The organism is Paenibacillus sp. FSL R7-0026 (genome assembly GCF_038004485.1).
Lineage (GTDB): Bacteria > Bacillota > Bacilli > Paenibacillales > Paenibacillaceae > Paenibacillus > Paenibacillus xylanexedens_A.
Genome location: NZ_JBBORG010000001.1, coordinates 3,948,783 through 3,966,309, shown reverse-complemented (window position 1 = coordinate 3,966,309; position 17,527 = coordinate 3,948,783). Strand labels below are relative to the sequence as shown.

At 46.9% G+C, this 17,527-nt stretch carries 17 protein-coding genes; 10 read left to right on the top strand and 7 right to left on the bottom strand.

All coding sequences use genetic code 11. The annotated features are described in order from the left end of the window. The first annotated feature begins 21 nt into the window (after nt 1-21). The 10 genes from MKY44_RS17405 (at nt 22) to MKY44_RS17360 (ending at nt 9,729) form a co-directional block, all read left to right on the top strand. On the top strand, nt 22-552 hold the full coding sequence (locus MKY44_RS17405; protein WP_341008022.1) for a DUF5590 domain-containing protein: 531 nt from the start codon (nt 22-24) through the stop codon (nt 550-552). A 301-nt stretch (nt 553-853) separates the two neighbouring features. Beyond that, nucleotides 854-1,381: a hypothetical protein gene (locus tag MKY44_RS17400; protein ID WP_036671991.1), complete on the top strand. Its 528-nt coding sequence runs from the start codon at nt 854-856 to the stop codon at nt 1,379-1,381. Beyond that, nucleotides 1,374-2,876 carry an AAA family ATPase gene (locus MKY44_RS17395; RefSeq protein WP_341008021.1) on the top strand — a complete coding sequence of 501 codons (1,503 nt, stop codon included), beginning with the start codon at nt 1,374-1,376 and terminating at the stop codon, nt 2,874-2,876. The genes MKY44_RS17400 and MKY44_RS17395 overlap by 8 nt, the downstream gene beginning before the upstream one ends. Before the next feature lie 133 nt (nt 2,877-3,009). After that, entirely contained in the window at nt 3,010-3,882 is an 873-nt protein-coding gene (locus MKY44_RS17390; protein WP_017687750.1) for a 3-hydroxyacyl-CoA dehydrogenase family protein, read from the top strand. Further along, the gene (locus MKY44_RS17385) at nt 3,879-5,084 is read left to right on the top strand and encodes an acetate/propionate family kinase (RefSeq protein WP_036671987.1); all 1,206 of its coding nucleotides are present in this window, start codon (nt 3,879-3,881) and stop codon (nt 5,082-5,084) included. The genes MKY44_RS17390 and MKY44_RS17385 overlap by 4 nt, the downstream gene beginning before the upstream one ends. 101 nt (nt 5,085-5,185) lie before the next feature. After that, nucleotides 5,186-6,481 carry an asparagine--tRNA ligase gene (asnS, locus tag MKY44_RS17380; RefSeq protein WP_017687752.1) on the top strand — a complete coding sequence of 432 codons (1,296 nt, stop codon included), beginning with the start codon at nt 5,186-5,188 and terminating at the stop codon, nt 6,479-6,481. 20 nt (nt 6,482-6,501) lie between these two features. Then, entirely contained in the window at nt 6,502-7,206 is a 705-nt protein-coding gene (locus MKY44_RS17375; protein WP_081745877.1) for a DnaD domain-containing protein, read from the top strand. Nucleotides 7,207-7,321: 115 nt separating this feature from the next. Beyond that, entirely contained in the window at nt 7,322-7,954 is a 633-nt protein-coding gene (locus MKY44_RS17370) for an RNA polymerase sigma factor (RefSeq protein WP_341008020.1), read from the top strand. Further along, complete coding sequence (locus tag MKY44_RS17365) at nt 7,947-8,399, top strand: hypothetical protein (RefSeq protein ID WP_047843538.1); 453 nt, start codon at nt 7,947-7,949, stop codon at nt 8,397-8,399. The genes MKY44_RS17370 and MKY44_RS17365 overlap by 8 nt, the downstream gene beginning before the upstream one ends. Before the next feature lie 37 nt (nt 8,400-8,436). Continuing rightward, a complete protein-coding gene (locus MKY44_RS17360; RefSeq protein WP_341008019.1) occupies nt 8,437-9,729 on the top strand; it encodes a multi-tm2 domain protein in 1,293 nt (430 codons plus the stop codon). A 152-nt stretch (nt 9,730-9,881) separates the two neighbouring features. On the opposite strand, the gene MKY44_RS17355 is transcribed toward MKY44_RS17360, so the two are convergent. The 7 genes from MKY44_RS17355 to MKY44_RS17325 all read right to left on the bottom strand — a co-directional run bounded on the left by MKY44_RS17355 (nt 9,882) and on the right by MKY44_RS17325 (nt 17,308). After that, nucleotides 9,882-10,535 carry a methylthioribulose 1-phosphate dehydratase gene (locus MKY44_RS17355; RefSeq protein ID WP_036607600.1) on the bottom strand — a complete coding sequence of 218 codons (654 nt, stop codon included), beginning with the start codon at nt 10,533-10,535 and terminating at the stop codon, nt 9,882-9,884. Nucleotides 10,536-10,538: 3 nt separating this feature from the next. Further along, nucleotides 10,539-11,216, bottom strand: a complete 678-nt coding sequence (locus MKY44_RS17350; RefSeq protein WP_076250021.1) for a 2-hydroxy-3-keto-5-methylthiopentenyl-1-phosphate phosphatase — start codon at nt 11,214-11,216, stop codon at nt 10,539-10,541. Then, the gene (locus MKY44_RS17345; RefSeq protein WP_339283226.1) at nt 11,213-12,436 is read right to left on the bottom strand and encodes a 2,3-diketo-5-methylthiopentyl-1-phosphate enolase; all 1,224 of its coding nucleotides are present in this window, start codon (nt 12,434-12,436) and stop codon (nt 11,213-11,215) included. Before MKY44_RS17345 ends, MKY44_RS17350 begins: the two co-directional genes overlap by 4 nt. Beyond that, complete coding sequence (gene proC, locus MKY44_RS17340; RefSeq protein WP_341008018.1) at nt 12,433-13,293, bottom strand: pyrroline-5-carboxylate reductase; 861 nt, start codon at nt 13,291-13,293, stop codon at nt 12,433-12,435. Before proC ends, MKY44_RS17345 begins: the two co-directional genes overlap by 4 nt. Before the next feature lie 36 nt (nt 13,294-13,329). Then, nucleotides 13,330-14,577, bottom strand: a complete 1,248-nt coding sequence (locus tag MKY44_RS17335) for a glutamate-5-semialdehyde dehydrogenase (RefSeq protein ID WP_341008017.1) — start codon at nt 14,575-14,577, stop codon at nt 13,330-13,332. A gap of 57 nt (nt 14,578-14,634) precedes the next feature. Continuing rightward, a complete protein-coding gene (gene proB, locus MKY44_RS17330) occupies nt 14,635-15,738 on the bottom strand; it encodes a glutamate 5-kinase (RefSeq protein ID WP_341008016.1) in 1,104 nt (367 codons plus the stop codon). A 361-nt stretch (nt 15,739-16,099) separates the two neighbouring features. After that, the gene (locus MKY44_RS17325; protein ID WP_341008015.1) at nt 16,100-17,308 is read right to left on the bottom strand and encodes a pyridoxal phosphate-dependent aminotransferase; all 1,209 of its coding nucleotides are present in this window, start codon (nt 17,306-17,308) and stop codon (nt 16,100-16,102) included. Nucleotides 17,309-17,527 lie beyond the last annotated feature (219 nt).

Here is a 17,527-nt window from a genome sequence, read left to right as displayed (position 1 = left end):
TAGGGAAAGGAAGTTCGGCTTTTGAAGAAAAAAAAGAAGTGGATATGGATTTCGCTGCTTGCACTGGTTCTGATTCTGTTTGGACTTCAGCGTTATTACGTCTATGTCACTCAGGACCAGCGCAAGGAAGAAGCGCTCGCTATACAAGCAGCACAGGAGCAACTGGGCATTACATCCTATGATGAATTGCGCAAGTACATCTGGGGAGACAAAGAAGGCTCTGACAACATCTACTGGACCCTGATCGGCAAAAACAAGGATAACCAGGATGTTATGGTCTGGGTTAAGTTCGACGCAAACAATCAACCGGCTAAGGGTGCAAACGCTGTACACAGTGAGCTACTGCAAAATGGTATGTCCGAAGCGCAGATACGCAATCGCTTTAGTTCCGAAGTTCCTGCCGGTGAGATTAAACGAATCATGCCCGGAGTTGTGAATGGAATATATGTGTGGCAAGTGTATTATAAAGACGGTACGCATAACCATTATCGCTTTTATCGTTTTAGCAACGGAGAACAGGTGGACCTGGTCTACACACTCCCGAACAGTTAGAACAAATAGAGTGACATAACTAGAGAATTAGAGAAATGAAAGAACCGGCAGACGGATATCCGACTGTACCGGTTCTTTGTGTTGTCTGTAAACATATTTGATTTAAATAGTTAAAATTAATAATTTATTCATATTTTCGCCTTCGAAATTGTATATACGATGTGATATACTCAGATATGTACTCAAAGTTGCATTCAAAAACAAATAAACCTGTCGAAATTATCGCAGGAGTCAATGTGCACATATTCGTATATACCAATAAGCCAGTAGGTTGGGCCAAAATCTGGGAGGGGTAATTCACTTGAAGCTAAAAGTATTGCCTATTGCTATAACTGCCGTCATTTCAGCCGTTGTGTTGTTTGGAGGTTGGTTTGTATATCGTCAGGTGGCTGTGCAGAATCCGATTGAAAAAATGGTAACCCAGTACGATGGAGTCAATGACGTTCAATTAACTATTAACCGCAATGACGTACAATTGAAACTGGATCTGCAACCTGATGTTGATTTGGGCAGACTGGTACAATATATTCACAAAGAAGGACAGACCCTGATTGGAACACGATCATTAAAATTGGACGTTGTGGATCATTCCAGTGAAGCACTGGAAAGTTGGTGGGGTGATGCCATGTTTACCGTAGCTCAGGCGATGGAGAACAAGCAATACACCGAGATTACACCAACGTTGTCAAAGATGGCGACGAATGGAATAAAGGTAAATACAGCGATGGATGACAACAATGTATATGTCAGTCTCAGAGACGGAGATGCCAGCAAGTTTATTATTCTGCCGCGTGTGCCCGGTCAGATAGGAGTGTGGCCTAATGCCTAAGTGGACAAAAGAAGTTGCCATCGGTTTTTTTCCCGTATTGATTATTTTCCTTGCTTTTACTGGTGTTAATATTGTTCCGATTCTAATTGCAGCGGTGCTTGTCGGAGCTTTGCTGTTCATGATGCAAATGCGTGGCGGGATTACAGTAGGCGCTGCACAGGAACGTAAACGGAAGAAAAAAGGACCTTCCAAGCTTACTTTTGAAGAAATTGGCGGACAGGACAGTGCCAAGCAGGAATTGCGTGAAGCACTTGACTTTCTCATCAAACATGAAGAAATTCGGAAGTTCGGGATTCGCCCGTTAAAAGGGATCTTGCTGACGGGTCCTCCAGGGACAGGGAAAACGTTGATGGCCAAGGCTGCTGCCCATTACACCGATTCTGTTTTTGTAGCAGCATCGGGTAGTGAGTTCGTGGAAATGTATGTTGGTGTGGGTGCCAGCAGAATTCGGGATTTGTTCAAGGACGCGAGAACCCGTGCCACCAAGGAAAATAAGGAAAACGCTATTATCTTTATCGATGAAATCGATGTCATCGGGGGGAAACGTGAAGGTGGTCAACAGCGTGAATATGATCAGACCCTGAATCAGCTCCTGACGGAAATGGATGGAATCTATTCTTCCGATACGCCGAGAATCCTTGTTATCGCTGCAACAAACCGCAAAGAGATGCTCGATAGCGCTCTGACGCGCCCGGGACGTTTTGACCGCCACATTCAAGTGGACTTGCCTGACAAAAAGGGCAGAAAGCATATTCTGGAACTGCATGCGGTGAACAAACCTCTGATGAAGGAAGTTAATCTGGAGAAGACAGCGGAAGAATCATATGGTTTCTCCGGTGCACAGCTCGAAAGTGTGATGAACGAAGCAGCAATATACGCCATGAGAGACGGCTTGTTAAATATCGAACAGCGGCATTTGTCCCTGGCTATTGATAAAGTCATGATGGGTGAGAAGACAGACCGTGAGTCCAGTGTGGAAGAGAAGAAAAGGGTTGCCATTCATGAATTGGGACATGCCATCATGGCAGAACTCGTTCGTCCAGGCAGTGTTAGTCAGGTGGCACTTAGTCCGCGTGGTCAGGCGCTGGGATATGTACGTCATAACCCGCAACAAGAACAGTTCCTTTATACGAAGCGCTTTCTGGAAGAGCAGATCATGATTGCACTCGGAGGAGCAGCTGCGGAGGAAATGTACTACGGTGGTCGTTCCACAGGTTCACGCAATGACTTTGATCAGGCAACCAATGTTGTACAGACGATGATGGCTTCGGGGTTGACTTCACTTGGGATTGTGAACATGGATATGGTCACAACCGAGGAACTGATGCGAGAGAATAAATTAATTCTGCAAGAACTTATGGAACAGACAAAGCAGTTGCTCGAAGAACAACGGACAATTTTCGACAATTCACTCGACATCTTGATTCGTGAAGAAGTTTTGTCTGGCGAGCAATTTCGTTGTCAATTTCGTGACAGTGCCCTTCTACCAGCATAATTTATTTATGCTGGTTATTTTTTTTTACATTTCACTCGTGCTAAGATATTATTATATGTTGGGTCGAAATTTGTAATTTTCGGCGAACAGGGTACAATAGAGAAATAGAGAACCGAAAGGATGGAGCAGAACCATGTTTTTCAAAAAAATAGGAGTTGTCGGCGGCGGTACGATGGGGCAAGGTATTTCCCAGATGCTCGCAGCCAAAGGACTTGATGTGCTTCTCGTGGAGCATACAACACAAAAGCTGGATCATGCATATGACATGATCGAAACCAATCTGGATAAACAACTGGAGAAATGGGCGATTACAAAAGCGGAGAAGAAATTGATTCTTTCCCGTATTACCAAGGTAGCTCATTTAGCTGAACTTGGAACTTGCGACATGGTCATTGAGACAATTTCAGAGGATCTGGATGCGAAAAAAGCAGTATTCAGCCAACTAGACCAAGTTTGTCCAAGCAATGTCATTCTGGCAAGTAATACATCCACGCTGAGTTTGACCGAGCTTGCAAGCTCGACCAAATACCCAGAGCGTGTTATTGGTATGCACTTTATTCACCCGGTATCCCGGGTTGATCTTGTAGAGATTATTCGAGGACTGAAAACTTCGGATACAACATTCGAAGAGACCAGACGTTTTGTTGAAGAAGTAGCGGACAAAAAAGGAGTCATGATTTATGAATCCCCTGGATTCGTAACTTCCCGTCTGATCTGCCTGCTGATTAACGAAGCGTTGCATGTATTGCAAGAAGGTGTTGCATCTGCTGAAGATATCGATGATGCAATGCGTATCGGATACAACTTCCAACATGGACCACTCGAAATGGCTGACCGTTTCGGATTGGATTCTGTTGAAGCTGCACTCGAAAGAATGTTCCGTGAATTCGGAGAATTGAAATATCGTCCTTCTACAGTCCTGAAGAAAATGGTGCGTGCAGGACACCTGGGTGCCAAAACAGGCGAAGGATTCTTCAAGTACGACAAGGATGGTGACCGACTGTGAAAGTACTCGTAATTAATGCGGGGAGTTCCTCGCTCAAATATCAACTGTATAATATGACTGACGAATCTGTACTGGCTAAAGGTTTGGTAGAACGGATCGGAATGGATTCCTCCATCCTGACACACAAACCGACAGGCCGTGAGGATGTTACAGAAGTTAGTGAGATTCTGGAGCATACAACAGCGATCCGTAAAGTCATTGATATTTTGACTCACAAAGAAAATGGTGTACTGGATTCTGTAAGTGAAATTCAAGCTGTTGGACACCGTGTTGTTCACGGTGGTGAAGCATTTAAAGAATCTGCATTGGTAGATGATGCTGCCAAAGCTGAAATTCGTCGTTTGTTCGACTTGGCTCCACTTCATAACCCTGCTGCAATGATGGGTATTCGTGCGGCTGAATTAAATATGCCAGGTGTGCCTCAGGTAATGGTCTTTGATACAGCGTTCCATCAGACGATGCCTGAAAAAGCTTACCTGTATGCTATTCCGCGTGTACTTTACAAAAAATATAAAGTACGTCGCTATGGGGCACATGGTACTTCCCATGATTTCGTAAGCAAGGCAGCTGCTGAATATCTGGATCGTCCAGTGGAAGATCTGAAAATTATCACTTGTCACGTGGGTAACGGTGGTAGTGTAACAGCAGTTAAAGGTGGCGTATCCGTGGATACTTCGATGGGTATGACTCCGCTTGAAGGACTGATGATGGGAACGCGTTCTGGTGACCTTGACCCAGCCATCGTACCTTATGTAATGAACAAGGAAGAACTGAGCGTAAGCGAAGTGAACTCCATGTTGAACAAACACAGTGGATTGCTTGCGATCTCCGGAATCAGCAGTGACATGCGTGAGATTACAGAAGGTATGGAGAATGGCGATGCCAACTCCACGCTTGCTTTTGAAATGTACGAATACCGTCTGCGTAAATACATCGGCTCATATGCAGCTGCAATGAACGGTGTAGACGTGATCGTCTTTACGGCTGGTGTAGGTGAAAACTCTGTTGTACTTCGCCAAAAAGTATGTGAGCAGCTCACTTATCTGGGTGTTGAACTGGATGAAGCGCTGAATGCCATTCGTTCTGGCGAACCACGCCGGATCACAACAGCGAACTCCAAAGTGGAAGTTCTCGTTGTGCCAACAAACGAAGAATTGGTAATTGCACGTGATACACACCGAATCGTATTGAATTCTCAGTAATCTAACTGTAAAGTAAATATAGAATGACAAGGAAGTGCAGAGGACAGGCATAAGCCTGCCCGCTGCATTTTCAAATTCAGGAACCAAGGGGAGATATGGGCATGAATACGAATTGTGTAATTCGTAATGTGAACGAGCATGTGGGCGAAACCGTAACAATCGGTGCATGGATTAACAACAAACGTTCCAGCGGTAAAATTCAGTTTTTGCAGCTGCGTGATGGAACCGGATATATCCAAGGGGTTGTTGTGAAAAGTGAAGTTAGTGAAGAGATCTGGAACAATGCCAAGAGCCTGACTCAAGAAAGCTCTTTGTATGTTACAGGTATTATTCGTGAAGAACCTCGCAGTGCGTCCGGTTACGAAATGACTGTTACAGGGGTTGAAATCATTCACCTGACTGAAAACTATCCAATTACGCCTAAAGAGCATGGTGTTGATTTCTTGATGGACCATCGTCATCTGTGGCTTCGTTCTACGAAGCAACGTGCTGTTATGGTGATTCGGGCAGAGATTATTCGTGCTGTTCAGCAGTTCTTTGATGGTAACGGATTCACACAAGTTGATCCTCCGATTTTGACACCATCGTCTGCGGAAGGAACAACGAACCTGTTCCACATCAAATACTTTGATGAAGATGCTTATCTGACACAAAGTGGTCAATTGTATATGGAAGCCGCAGCTATGGCGCTGGGCAAAGTATATTCATTTGGTCCAACATTCCGCGCGGAGAAGTCCAAAACACGTCGTCACTTGATTGAGTTCTGGATGATTGAGCCGGAAATGGCATTTGTAGATCACGAGGAAAGTCTGCGTGTACAAGAGAAATTTATCGCTCATGTCGTTCAATCCGTAGTGAAAAATTGCCGTGCAGAACTGGAATCTATCGGTCGTGACGTATCCAAACTCGAAGGCATCGTAGCTCCATTCCCGCGTATTACGTATGATGAAGCAATTGAATTCCTGCATGGACAAGGCTTTGATATTCCTTGGGGAGAAGATTTTGGTGCACCGCACGAAACAGCAATTGCTGAGAAGTACAATACACCCGTCTTTATCACGCATTACCCTGCTGGAATCAAGGCATTCTATATGAAACCAGATCCGAATCGTCCAGAAGTTGTTCTCTGTGCTGATATGATTGCACCAGAAGGCTACGGAGAGATTATTGGCGGTTCGCAGCGTATCGATGATCCGGAATTGATGCAACAACGTTTTGAGGAGCACAATCTCTCGGATGAAGCTTACCAATGGTATCTGGATTTGCGTAAATACGGATCGGTTCCTCACTCCGGTTTCGGTCTGGGATTGGAGCGGACGGTAGCATGGATCTGTGGATTGGATCATGTACGTGAAACAATCGCATTCCCACGTATGCTCTATCGTCTGTACCCTTAATGTTTAACCGAGGAGCATCTATGGAAGACACCACATCCAAAGCTTGGTTGGATGGAGCAGCTTATGGCATGACTTCGGGTACAGCCCATCTGCCGTATGCCTTGTTACGTTTTTATCACCAGCTTGGCCTATCAGATGCAGAAGTGCTTCTTCTGATTCAACTGCTAGGGTTCCGTCAGGCAGAGTTCAATGAGTTTCCCACGCTTGAAGAGCTTGCGGCGCGCATGGGACTTGCACCTGAAGGTATTGCCAGAATGTTGCAACGTCTGATGAGGGATGGGTATATTGCTATTGACGAGCACCGTGACGAAGAACGGGACATCCAGTACGAGCGATATGATTTACATGGATTATATGCCAAGCTTGCAGCGTGCACTGCTGAAGAAGTAGCCGCATTCCGTGCGGAGCAGCAGAGTAGCAATACAGCACGTCAAGATTCGAACAGTGTTCAAAAAGAAGAGGAAGAACGGAATATGTTCTCCATCTTTGAAAAAGAATTTGGACGTCCGCTCTCTCCAATGGAGTGCGAGACGATATCCGGCTGGTTGGATCAGGACCGTTATCAAGAGGAATTGATTCTAATGGCTCTGAAGGAAGCAGTTTTTGCAGGCAAAGTACATTTCCGGTATATCGATCGAATACTGCTTGAGTGGAGTCGCAATCGTGTCAAGACCGTTCAAGACGCGAAGGCGTACACGCAGCGGTTTCGTAATGGTGGACGTTAATTCCAGCGTAGGCAGGAACAAAAAACAGGCCAGAAGTCATTCTGTGCCTGTTTTTTTTGGATTAAAGATTGGATGAGTTATCAGCAACATCAACCTTTCAGGCAATGAATTCATTTTGTTTCACAAAAATTTGATGGATTACGCAGGGGTTAACGCACAGGCTGTCGTCTATTGTATTGGAGAGGAGGGGAGAGTTATTGATGAAGCGCGCGTAATCGAACAAATCCGTCAAGGAGATACATCCCAGATGCGTACTCTGATTGATAAGTACAGCCAGCATGTATACCATGTGGCCTATTCCGTACTCAGGAACGATCAGGAAGCACAGGATGCAGCTCAGGAGGCGTTCATACAGATGTATAAGTCTCTCCCCGACTACCGTTCTGAAGGTTTCAAAACGTGGTTAACCCGAATTGCCTTTCACAAAGCGATTGATGCCAAACGCAAGCTGGGCAGACGAAATGCTGAGGATCTGGGTGGAGAAGAAAAAATAATCAATATGCCCGGACGGGATGAAGACGTTCTTACCCGTCTCGTTCGTGAAGAACGTCAGGATAAACTTCGCGAACGAATTAATCAGTTGCCTGCTCAGCATCGTGACATTATCACTGCGTATTATCTAAGCGAAAAAAATTATGAGCAGATTGCCAGTGATGCACAGGTGGCTGTGAAGACTGTGGAATCCCGCTTGTATCGTGCACGGCAGTGGATTCGAAAACATTGGAAGGAGGATGAATGGCGTGAGTAAACAGGAGAAGTATACCGCTGCGCAATGGACTGATTATATTGAAGGCCATATGAGTGAAACTCAAGCGAACCAAATGGAACAGCTTCTGATGGAAGATCCGGATGCGATGGACATCTATCTGGAAGCGCTTGGTATACATGGAGAACTGCCTCCGCTACATGACCCGACAGGTTTTGCGGATTCAGTCATGCATCGGATTGAGGGCATTCAATCACCCAAGGTACAACGCAAATCCCGTGCTGGACGAAACCGGCGCTGGCTTGATCATAAAGTGTTCCATTACGCGGTAGCGGCCTGTTTGACATTGATCTTCCTCTCGTCTGGACTTTTTGACAAGGTAGCACCCTATCACAAGTTCCAGGATGGCGACCACAGAGGGTCATTTACCGAGAAATGGACGGAGGCAGCCACTTCATGGCTGGATAACCTCAAGCCTAAACCATAAATAGTTTCGCATTGCCTGAAAAGAAAGGATGACGACTGTGCACTCAGATCGTAACAAATTACTCGCATTTCTATTAAACCTGATACCAGGTCTCGGTTTCATGTATTGGGGACGGGCTGCAAGGGCTGTGATCTATCCATTGCTTTTCTTCGGAACAGCTGTTGGCTCATTCATGTTAGCCATGGTCACTAATGAACGAGATTTATTGATTTTCGGTGCACTTTTTGCTGCTTTCTTCTGGGGGATCAGCATGCTGGATATGGTTATTGTTCTGCTCCGTACACCTTCTGCCCGAGAAGCACATTATAGGGGATACGGTGCGCCTTATGGATCTCCTCCACACCAAGGAGCAGCCTACCAGGGAGCATACATGGGTCAGCAAGGGCCTATGGAGCAGATGAATGAAGATGAGCTACGTCAACATCCAGGTGGTGAATATGGCCATCCTGAGGGACCCTATGGTCAACCCATGTATCGAAAAGGCAGTGAGGGTGAACGGTTCTTCACCATTTTGCTCTCATTTGTTCCGGGATTGGGCCACCTTCATCTGGGATTGTTGCATCGCGGGTTGTCGTTTCTGATGGCGTTCTTTGGTTCATTTGCCATGATGGTTTTTGTGGCTTCGATCACCAATGAATCCGTATTTTTAATGTTCCTGCTCATACTGCCTGTAATATGGGTATACTGCATGTTTGATGCGGTGCAACATGTCCACCGTAAGCAGGCTGGTGAGGTGTTACAGGATCGGACTTTATTCGAAGAATTGGAGATGGGCAGAGTAGCCGGACGACGTAGCAAAGTGCTTGCAACGCTGCTTTCCGCTTTTCCAGGTGCGGGTCATCTCTATCTGGGATTGCAAAAAAGAGGCATGCAATTGATGTTCCTGTTCCTGGGCAGCATCTATGTTCTGGACCTGCTTCACTTATCTGTGTTTCTGTTCATGATTCCACTGGTCTGGTTCTACAGCTTCTTTGACGGGCTCCAGTGCTCCAGTCGTTATGGACGCGAGCCTTTGGTTGATCAACCGATCTTCAAGGACTGGGCCCGCCATCAGCGTCTGATTGGATTCGGGATTGCCGCGCTGGGTCTATATTACCTGACGATCCGACTTGTCATTCCACAGCTGAATGAGCTCTTCCCAAATGCATTTATGACGTATGAGATACGTTCCTATTTAAACACCGTCATTGTATCCTTGCTACTCATTTTTGGCGGTTTGAAACTGCTGTTTGGCAAGCAACGGGGGACGGGTATCCAAAGTGCTGCTCATCGAAATGATGAGGGAGCAGACAGTCTCTTTTTATTCAAGGATCGGGATGATCGACTGTAGAGTGACCTAAAGAAAAGTTACACTGACACTACGATGACAGAGCAACCTTCTAATCGCTGTTATCCCATAGCATAAAAACACGCCAAGGGCTACGTATATCAGCCTCTGGCGTGTTTTTTGGTTATGCAGCTTTGATTTCGAATAAATGATTGCTATTTCGTGGCGCCCTTCAACAGAAGTTGACGGTACATCACTTCGAACAGGAACTCGAACGCTTCCAGATGACGTTTCGCTTCAAAAGCATCTTTACCCCAGGCATATATGCCGTGGTTCCGAAGCAAGATCCCTGGTACGTTGGCATCAAGTACACCTGGCACCAATTCAGCGATAGATGGAATATCTGCAAAGTTAGGCAGGACAGGTACACGAATCTCCGCATTTTCTTCCCAAATGTTGAAAGCCTTGATCAATTCGATTCCTTGAATCGGTACGTGTCCATCTGCTCCAAAGAATTCACTGATCAGGTTGTTAAACACGGTATGCACGTGGAATACAGCGCCACAACCAGTCAAACGATAGATTTCACAGTGAATCAACGTTTCGGCACTTGGTTTCAATGTTGTTGTCTCAATCGCTTTGCCGTGTTTGTCCACAAAAAGAAAGTCTTCCGGTGTGCGAAGAGATTTGTCTTTGCCTGAGGCGGTAACAGCAAAATAAAATTGCTCCGGGTCAAAATCTCCTACACGCATCGACAGATTGCCACTTGTTCCGGGGAACCAGTTACGACTGGCGAACAACGCTTTAATATCAGCCAGTTCTTCAAGGACCTGACGTTTGTGTTCCAATGTAATCTTTTCAAAGCCCATCGTTTACAGCACTCCTTGTGTTTGCTTCTGTTTCATATCTTCGATGATATCGTAAAAGGTAGCGAATGGCACATGGTCCACACCAAGTTCAATACATTTGTCCGTCAAAATGGAGCGAGAGTAGACAAGATCGGCAATCTTTGCACCCTCAAAGTCTGTCAGACTGTCTCCAATGAGGATTCGATTGTATTGTTCTTCCGGGAAGGTACGAATCACGGTTGTTTTGCACATGCCGCAGCCATTTTCACAAGGAGGCTGACAGGGATTCGGCCATTCAATCTTAATGGTTTCACCCGAGAAGTCAGCTCCATTGCAATAGACATGATCCTTAGGGATATCGAATGGCGCGAGTAAGGGTTCGATAAAGAAGTCCATACCACCGCTGGTCACATTGAATTCGATCCCTTCGCTGCGAACGTAGTCAAGAAATTCGCTGAATCCTTCACGGATCCCCGCTTGTCCAAGCACAAATTCCACAATTTCATCTTTTTGCGATGCGGGCAACAGAGCAAACATGGCTCCAACACCTTCACGCAGCGAGATGTTCTGCTCAATCGTATCTTTCATAATCGCTTCAATGCCCTCAGGCTTGAAATGTTTCATGATCGCGACAATATTGTCCGAGAGCGTAATCGTACCGTCAAAGTCACAGAAAATGACTGTTTTTTTATCACTTCTCATCGTTCGCCACCCCACAGGTCCAATGCGCTTTTCAGCTCCGGATGCTCGGTTGCATATTGCGCGAGTGGAATGGAACGCTGAGCTGCCTCAATGGCTTGCAGGAATGCACGTCCGCCTGCCTCAGTGCCCATAGGATGTCCGTGAATACCGCCACCAGCATTAACGATGACATCTGTACCAAAGTCGCGCAAAATGAGCGGTACAAGGCCTGGATGGATACCAGCTGAAGGCACTGGCATACTGGTTCGTACTGGCAGATCAGCTGTCAGTAATTGCTCCGTGATCGCCATATTTTCTTCCTTCGGCATCGTAACCGAACCATAAGGAGAAGGGAAGAGTACCAGATCGGCACCCGCAAGACGCATCAACTGGCCTAGTACAACCGAAGCGGACATGCCGTAATGTGGTGAAGGATACAGTGCACCTGCAAGAGCAGGGTGAGCCATAATTGGCACATTAATATCAGGATCACTGCTGAGTTCATGCAGGACATCATATCCGTAAGACAATACGTTGAACAACAGGGCATTGGCTCCTGCACCAATGGCACGTTCAGCTTGTTGCTTCAGACGAGATGTAGGTCCTGTAAGATTGGTTGCATACAGAAGTTTCTTGCCCGTCTCCTGGCGTGCCTGTTCGGCAGCTTTCATGCAGACCTCGACTCTCTTTTCGATAGGTGTCAATTTATTTTCGAACAGAATCTCATCATCCTTGATCAGATCAACGCCACCAAGGGCCTGACGAATAAATTGTTCACGCAGTTCATCTGCATCCAGCCCGATAACTGACTTAAAGATACTCATTAACAGTGGACGATCATGCACACCAAGCAGATCACGAACACCATTCAGTCCAAACTTTGGTCCCGGGAATGCACTGAGGAAGCCATCCGAGAAACCAAGCTTTGTTAATTTGATCCGGCCATCCATTGAGATTTTGCCAAAGACCGTCACGAGCAGGGCAGGGATATCACGGCTGAAGTTAACATCAGGATATCCGATAGTAATATCGGCGTAACGCTCACCCGCAGCCATGCCTTCAGCTTCATTTACTTCTACGCTGATTACTTCACCCAGATGTTTTTGCATCGCTTCACGCTGGGCTTGTGGCAACTCCGTCCAGCTACCCACGGTCATGCCGATCGCGATGGACTGAGCTTTCTTGCGAAAGTCTGCATGATCATCATGCAGACGATATGTGGCTGTGCACATGTTATTCATTTTAAATCCCCTTCCAAAGCAGCTCCCATCTCCCGTGAGCGCTCTGCACAGCGGTTGACGGCTGCGATTACATTTTCAAAGAAATCTCCTTCGTCCAGCGTTTTCAGTGCTGCCTGGGTTGCCCCTCCCGGGGATGTCACATCACTACGAAGCTTCATCGGTTCCAAACCGGTTTGTTGTACCATACGTGACGCGCCAAGCACCGTCTGAACAGTGAGATCACGAGATTGCTGGCTAGATAAGCCACCACGAATACCTGCGGCAATCATGGCCTCCATTAAATAGTATACATAAGCAGGGCCGCTTCCGGAAATCCCAGTGAGCACTTCGAGTTTATCTTCAGGTACGATAGTCACGATACCAACCGCTTCAAACATGGTCATCACCGTACTGCGCTGATCATCCGTAATTTCCGCAGAGAAGGCAAGACCGGTTGCACCAAGTCCAATGGTACTGGATGTATTTGGCATGGTTCTCGCGATCGGTTGTTTACGACCAAGCAAGGACTGCATCGTGCGGATTGATAATCCGGCGATGACAGACACGATCAGTTGATCCGGTGATAACAGTGGCCCAAGTTCGCGCAGCGCTACGGCAGCATCTTTGGGTTTCATACAGAGTACAATGACCGGAGTGGAGGCAAGGTGATCCAGAGATTGTGAAGCCGTTCCGGTATGTACTGCATAACGGGTACTGAGCTCCTCCTGACGTTTCTGGTTGCTGCGGTTCAGCATCGTAATATCCTGAGGACGAACGACTAGGCGGGAGATCAGTCCGCGCACGATGGCTTCAGCCATCGCGCCTGCTCCGTGGAAAGTAATCTTCTGTTGTAGTAACGTCTGTTGCTCTTGACTCATATTTACCGTTCCTCCTATATAACTGGTGCTGGGATATTATTGACGAATCTGTCCATTGCCTGTAATCCGATATTTGGTTGATGTCAGTGCTGGCAGTCCCATCGGTCCACGAGCATGCAGTTTCTGGGTACTGATTCCGATTTCGGCTCCATAGCCAAATTCAAACCCGTCGGTGAAACGTGTGGACGCATTGTGATAGACGGCTGCTGCATCCACATCATGCATAAAGCGCTCTGCATGGGCTGTATCCCGGGTTACGATACACTCGGAATGTTTGGTTCCATAATGTGCGATGTGCTGCATCGCTTCGTCCAGGTTCTCGACCACCCGGATATTTAAAATGTAGTCGTTGTACTCAGTCGCATAGTCTTCCTCGGTTACCTCAAGGGCAGAAGGAACAAGACGGCGCACCGTGTCGCAACCTTTCAAGACCACATTGGCCTCACGGAATTGCTCGGCAAGAGCAGACAGGTGCTCTTCCGCGTATGCGGCATGCAGTAGCAACGTTTCCATGGAATTACATACAGATGGACGTTGTGCCTTCGCATTGATGGCGATTTCGGCTGCCATAACTGGATCGGCTGATTCATCCACATAGGTATGGCAGATGCCCGCCCCAGTTTCGATGACAGGTACCGTTGCATTGGCAACCACATTACGAATGAGGGAAGCGCCTCCGCGTGGAATGATAACGTCCAGCAGCCCGTTCAACTTGAGCATCTCATCAACGGAAGCACGATCTGCATCTTCAACCAGTTGCAAAGCATCAGCAGGCATGTCTGTCGTTGTGAGTGCCTGATGCAGCACCTCCACAATTTTACGATTGGAAGACAGGGCAGAGGAGCCGCCGCGCAGAAGCACTGCATTACCTGTTTTGAGACATAATCCGGCTGCGTCTACAGTTACATTAGGACGAGCTTCGTAGATGATGCCAATCAGGCCAATCGGCACTCTTAATTTTTCAACATGTAATCCGTTTGGACGGGTGAATGTCTCTAACACTTCACCGACTGGATCAGGCAGATCTGCAATCTGACGTAACCCTTCAGCAATGCCAGCAATGCGCTCCTTATTAAGTGCGAGCCGATCCAGCATGGATTCCGGCGTACCCTGTTCTCTGCCGCGTTCCAGATCTTCGGCGTTTGCCGTAATGATGGAATCCGTCTCCTTAATCAAAGCATCTGCCATGACATGCAGGGCCGTATTTTTCTGTTCTGTATTCAATCGGTTCAGCTGTGGAACCGCTGCTTGGGCTTTGCTGGCTTTTTCTCTGACTTCACTCATCGTAATTCCTCCTCATATATATAAAGTTAAAATTTTAACCACTATATAGCTTCATAGTTATTTTAACGTAATCCACTCGTCTCTATGAATAACCTCAAGTCTGTGGATGCTAGCGAGTTGTTTCATTACTTCGCCACTGGGAAGTCCGGCAATGAGTCGAAGCTGGTCATCATCATAATTGACAATACCGCGACCAAGCAAAGTTTCGTCCATGCCAATGACCTCTACGACGTCTCCTGCATGGAAAGTTCCCAGTACTCGCTTGACCCCTACAGGTAGAAGACTGTGCCCCCCATGGACAAGGGCTTCTTCAGCACCATCATCCACAACGACTGTTCCCAGCGGAGTAGACATGAAGCCAAGCCACTGCTTTTTACGGGATAGCGAAGCGAGTCGTGTCTCAAAGTAAGTTCCTTTGCCCGTGCCATCAACGGCTTTCTGCATATCTCCTGGTTCTTTCACACTTCCTACGAATACAGGTACGCCTCCACGTGTAGCAACCTTGGCTGCATCAACTTTGGATCGCATTCCACCTGTGCCAACCGATGATCCTGAGCCTCCAGCAAAAGCGTAGATCTCAGCCGTGATTTCGGGAATACGGTCGTAACGCACGGCAGAAGGATCTTTGCGCGGATCTGCGGTGTACAGCCCGTTGGTATCGGTAAGAATGATCAGATGCTGTGCCTTCACCAGGTTTGCAACCAATGCGGACAATAGATCATTATCACCAAACTTCAATTCATCCACCGATACCGTATCATTTTCATTAAAAATCGGAATCACTCGTTGTTTAAGCAGTTCCTCTACGGTCATACCTGCATTCCCCATGCGTTTACGACTGTGAAAGTCTGTACGAGTTAACAGAATTTGCGCCGTAGTAACGCGGTGCGCTGCAAAAGCCTGTTGATATGCCTGCATCAGTAATGCCTGCCCAACGGCTGCTGCAGCTTGTTTCTCATGCAACTGTTTGGGCCGCTGAGGGTAACCGATCTCCCGGAATCCGGCCGCTACCGCTCCTGAGGTGACCAGGAGTACTTCATGACCCTGATCAGCTAATGCTGCAATTTCTCCGGCAAAAAAAGTGATCGAACTGCGATCCAGACCGCCTTCTTCCGTTGTAAGCGAGCTGCTTCCAATCTTAACTACAATACGTGAAGTCATGGTTTCACTTCCTTAAACATGATTAATAAGTGCTTCTGGAGCAGGCTTTAGCGGGTACAAAAAAAACTCCCGCCCTTTAGTTAAAAAGGACGAAAGTTCGTTACTTCCGCGGTACCACCTTTATTGATGATTAGATCATCCGGCTTCATGCCCTGTAACAGAAGGCACTGTCCTGCACGTAACAGGCCGCTCAGGGGTAGGTTTCAGAGAAGAGCCGCGGTAAATTCTTTCAGCAGGGTGGAATTTACTCTCTGGGCGCGACTGATATTCTCTTACTGGTCCCGTCATCACGTTTCGTTCAATATTTCTTATAACATACCATGGAAACTTGGCATATGCAAAGGGGTTATGATCCTGTAAATTACTTGAATAAATTCAGCTTGCCAATCCGCTCCACAGCTTCGCGTAATCGGTTTTCATCACTTAGCAGTCCCGCGCGCACATAGCCTTCGCCATGTGAACCAAAACCAATACCTGGGGCTACGGCCACCTTGGCTTCTCGCAGTAACAAGTCTGCAAATGAAGCAGAGGTATAACCGGCAGGTACAGGCAACCAGCTGAAAAATGAACCTGCGGGTTTCGAAGCTTGCCAGCCAATCGAGGAAAGAGAGTCATAAAATGCATTGCGACGGGATTCGTAACGTGAAACCAGCGAAGTAACACATTCCTGGGAGCCAGTAAGTGCTTCCGTTGCCGCAGCCTGAATTCCACCGAAAAGACTGACATAGATATGATCCTGAAGCAGATTGATTTTAGAGACAATCTCTGCGTTGCCAAGTGCGAATCCAACACGCCATCCAGCCATATTATATGTTTTGGATAACGTATAGAACTCAATGCCCACTTCTTTGGCACCAGGGGCTTGCAGGAAACTTACGGGACGATGTCCGTCAAATCCAATCGCACCGTAAGCAAAGTCGCTGGCAATGACGATTTGATTTTGAATGGCAAATTCAACCGTATCTTCGTAGAACGAAAGGGGAGCCGTTGCCGACGTTGGATTGTTGGGATAGTTGAGGAACATCAGCTTGGCCTTCTCCCGATTTTCGGCTGTAACAGCTTCGTAATCCGGCAGGAATGCGTTGGACTCCAGCAATGGCATAAATGACATGTTTGCTTTGGCGAGTGCTACACCAGACCAGTAATCCGGGTAGCCCGGATCGGGAACGAGAACGGTGTCGCCGGGGTTAAGCAGGACCTGAGGTAACTGAACCAATCCGGTTTTGCCCCCGAACAGAATGGCTACTTCAGTCTCGGGGTCCAGATCAACGTTGTAATCTTCCTTATAACGTTTGGCGACGGCTTCCTTCAGGAAAGAGTACCCTCTAAAAGGGGAGTATTTGTGGTAGAGGGGATTCTCAGCCGACTCTTGCAGTGTTTTCACAATATGAGGTGGTGTAGGTGTATCCGGGTTCCCCTGACCCAGATTAATCACGTCATGTCCACTTGCGATTTCACGATTTACATTTTGAACAAGGGTAGCAAAAAATTGCGTTGGCAGCTGTGCCATCACATCAGAAGTTGGTATCGTAAAGGCTGAACGAGCAGTTATATGGTCTGAATGGGTCATTAGATTCATCACTCCGGTTATTAAAAATGGCAAATAGTTCTCATTAATTTATCACGCCAATCCCGAGCTGTATAGAGGGAAATACACTTGAATATACAGTACATAGGCGCAAAGAGCGGAGTATTGTACAAAACTGAAAGTGCTCATTTAGTTTTGTCCATTGAGCTGAGAGAAGCCATGTTTTATGATAATGTCCGATAATGATAATCAATATCATTA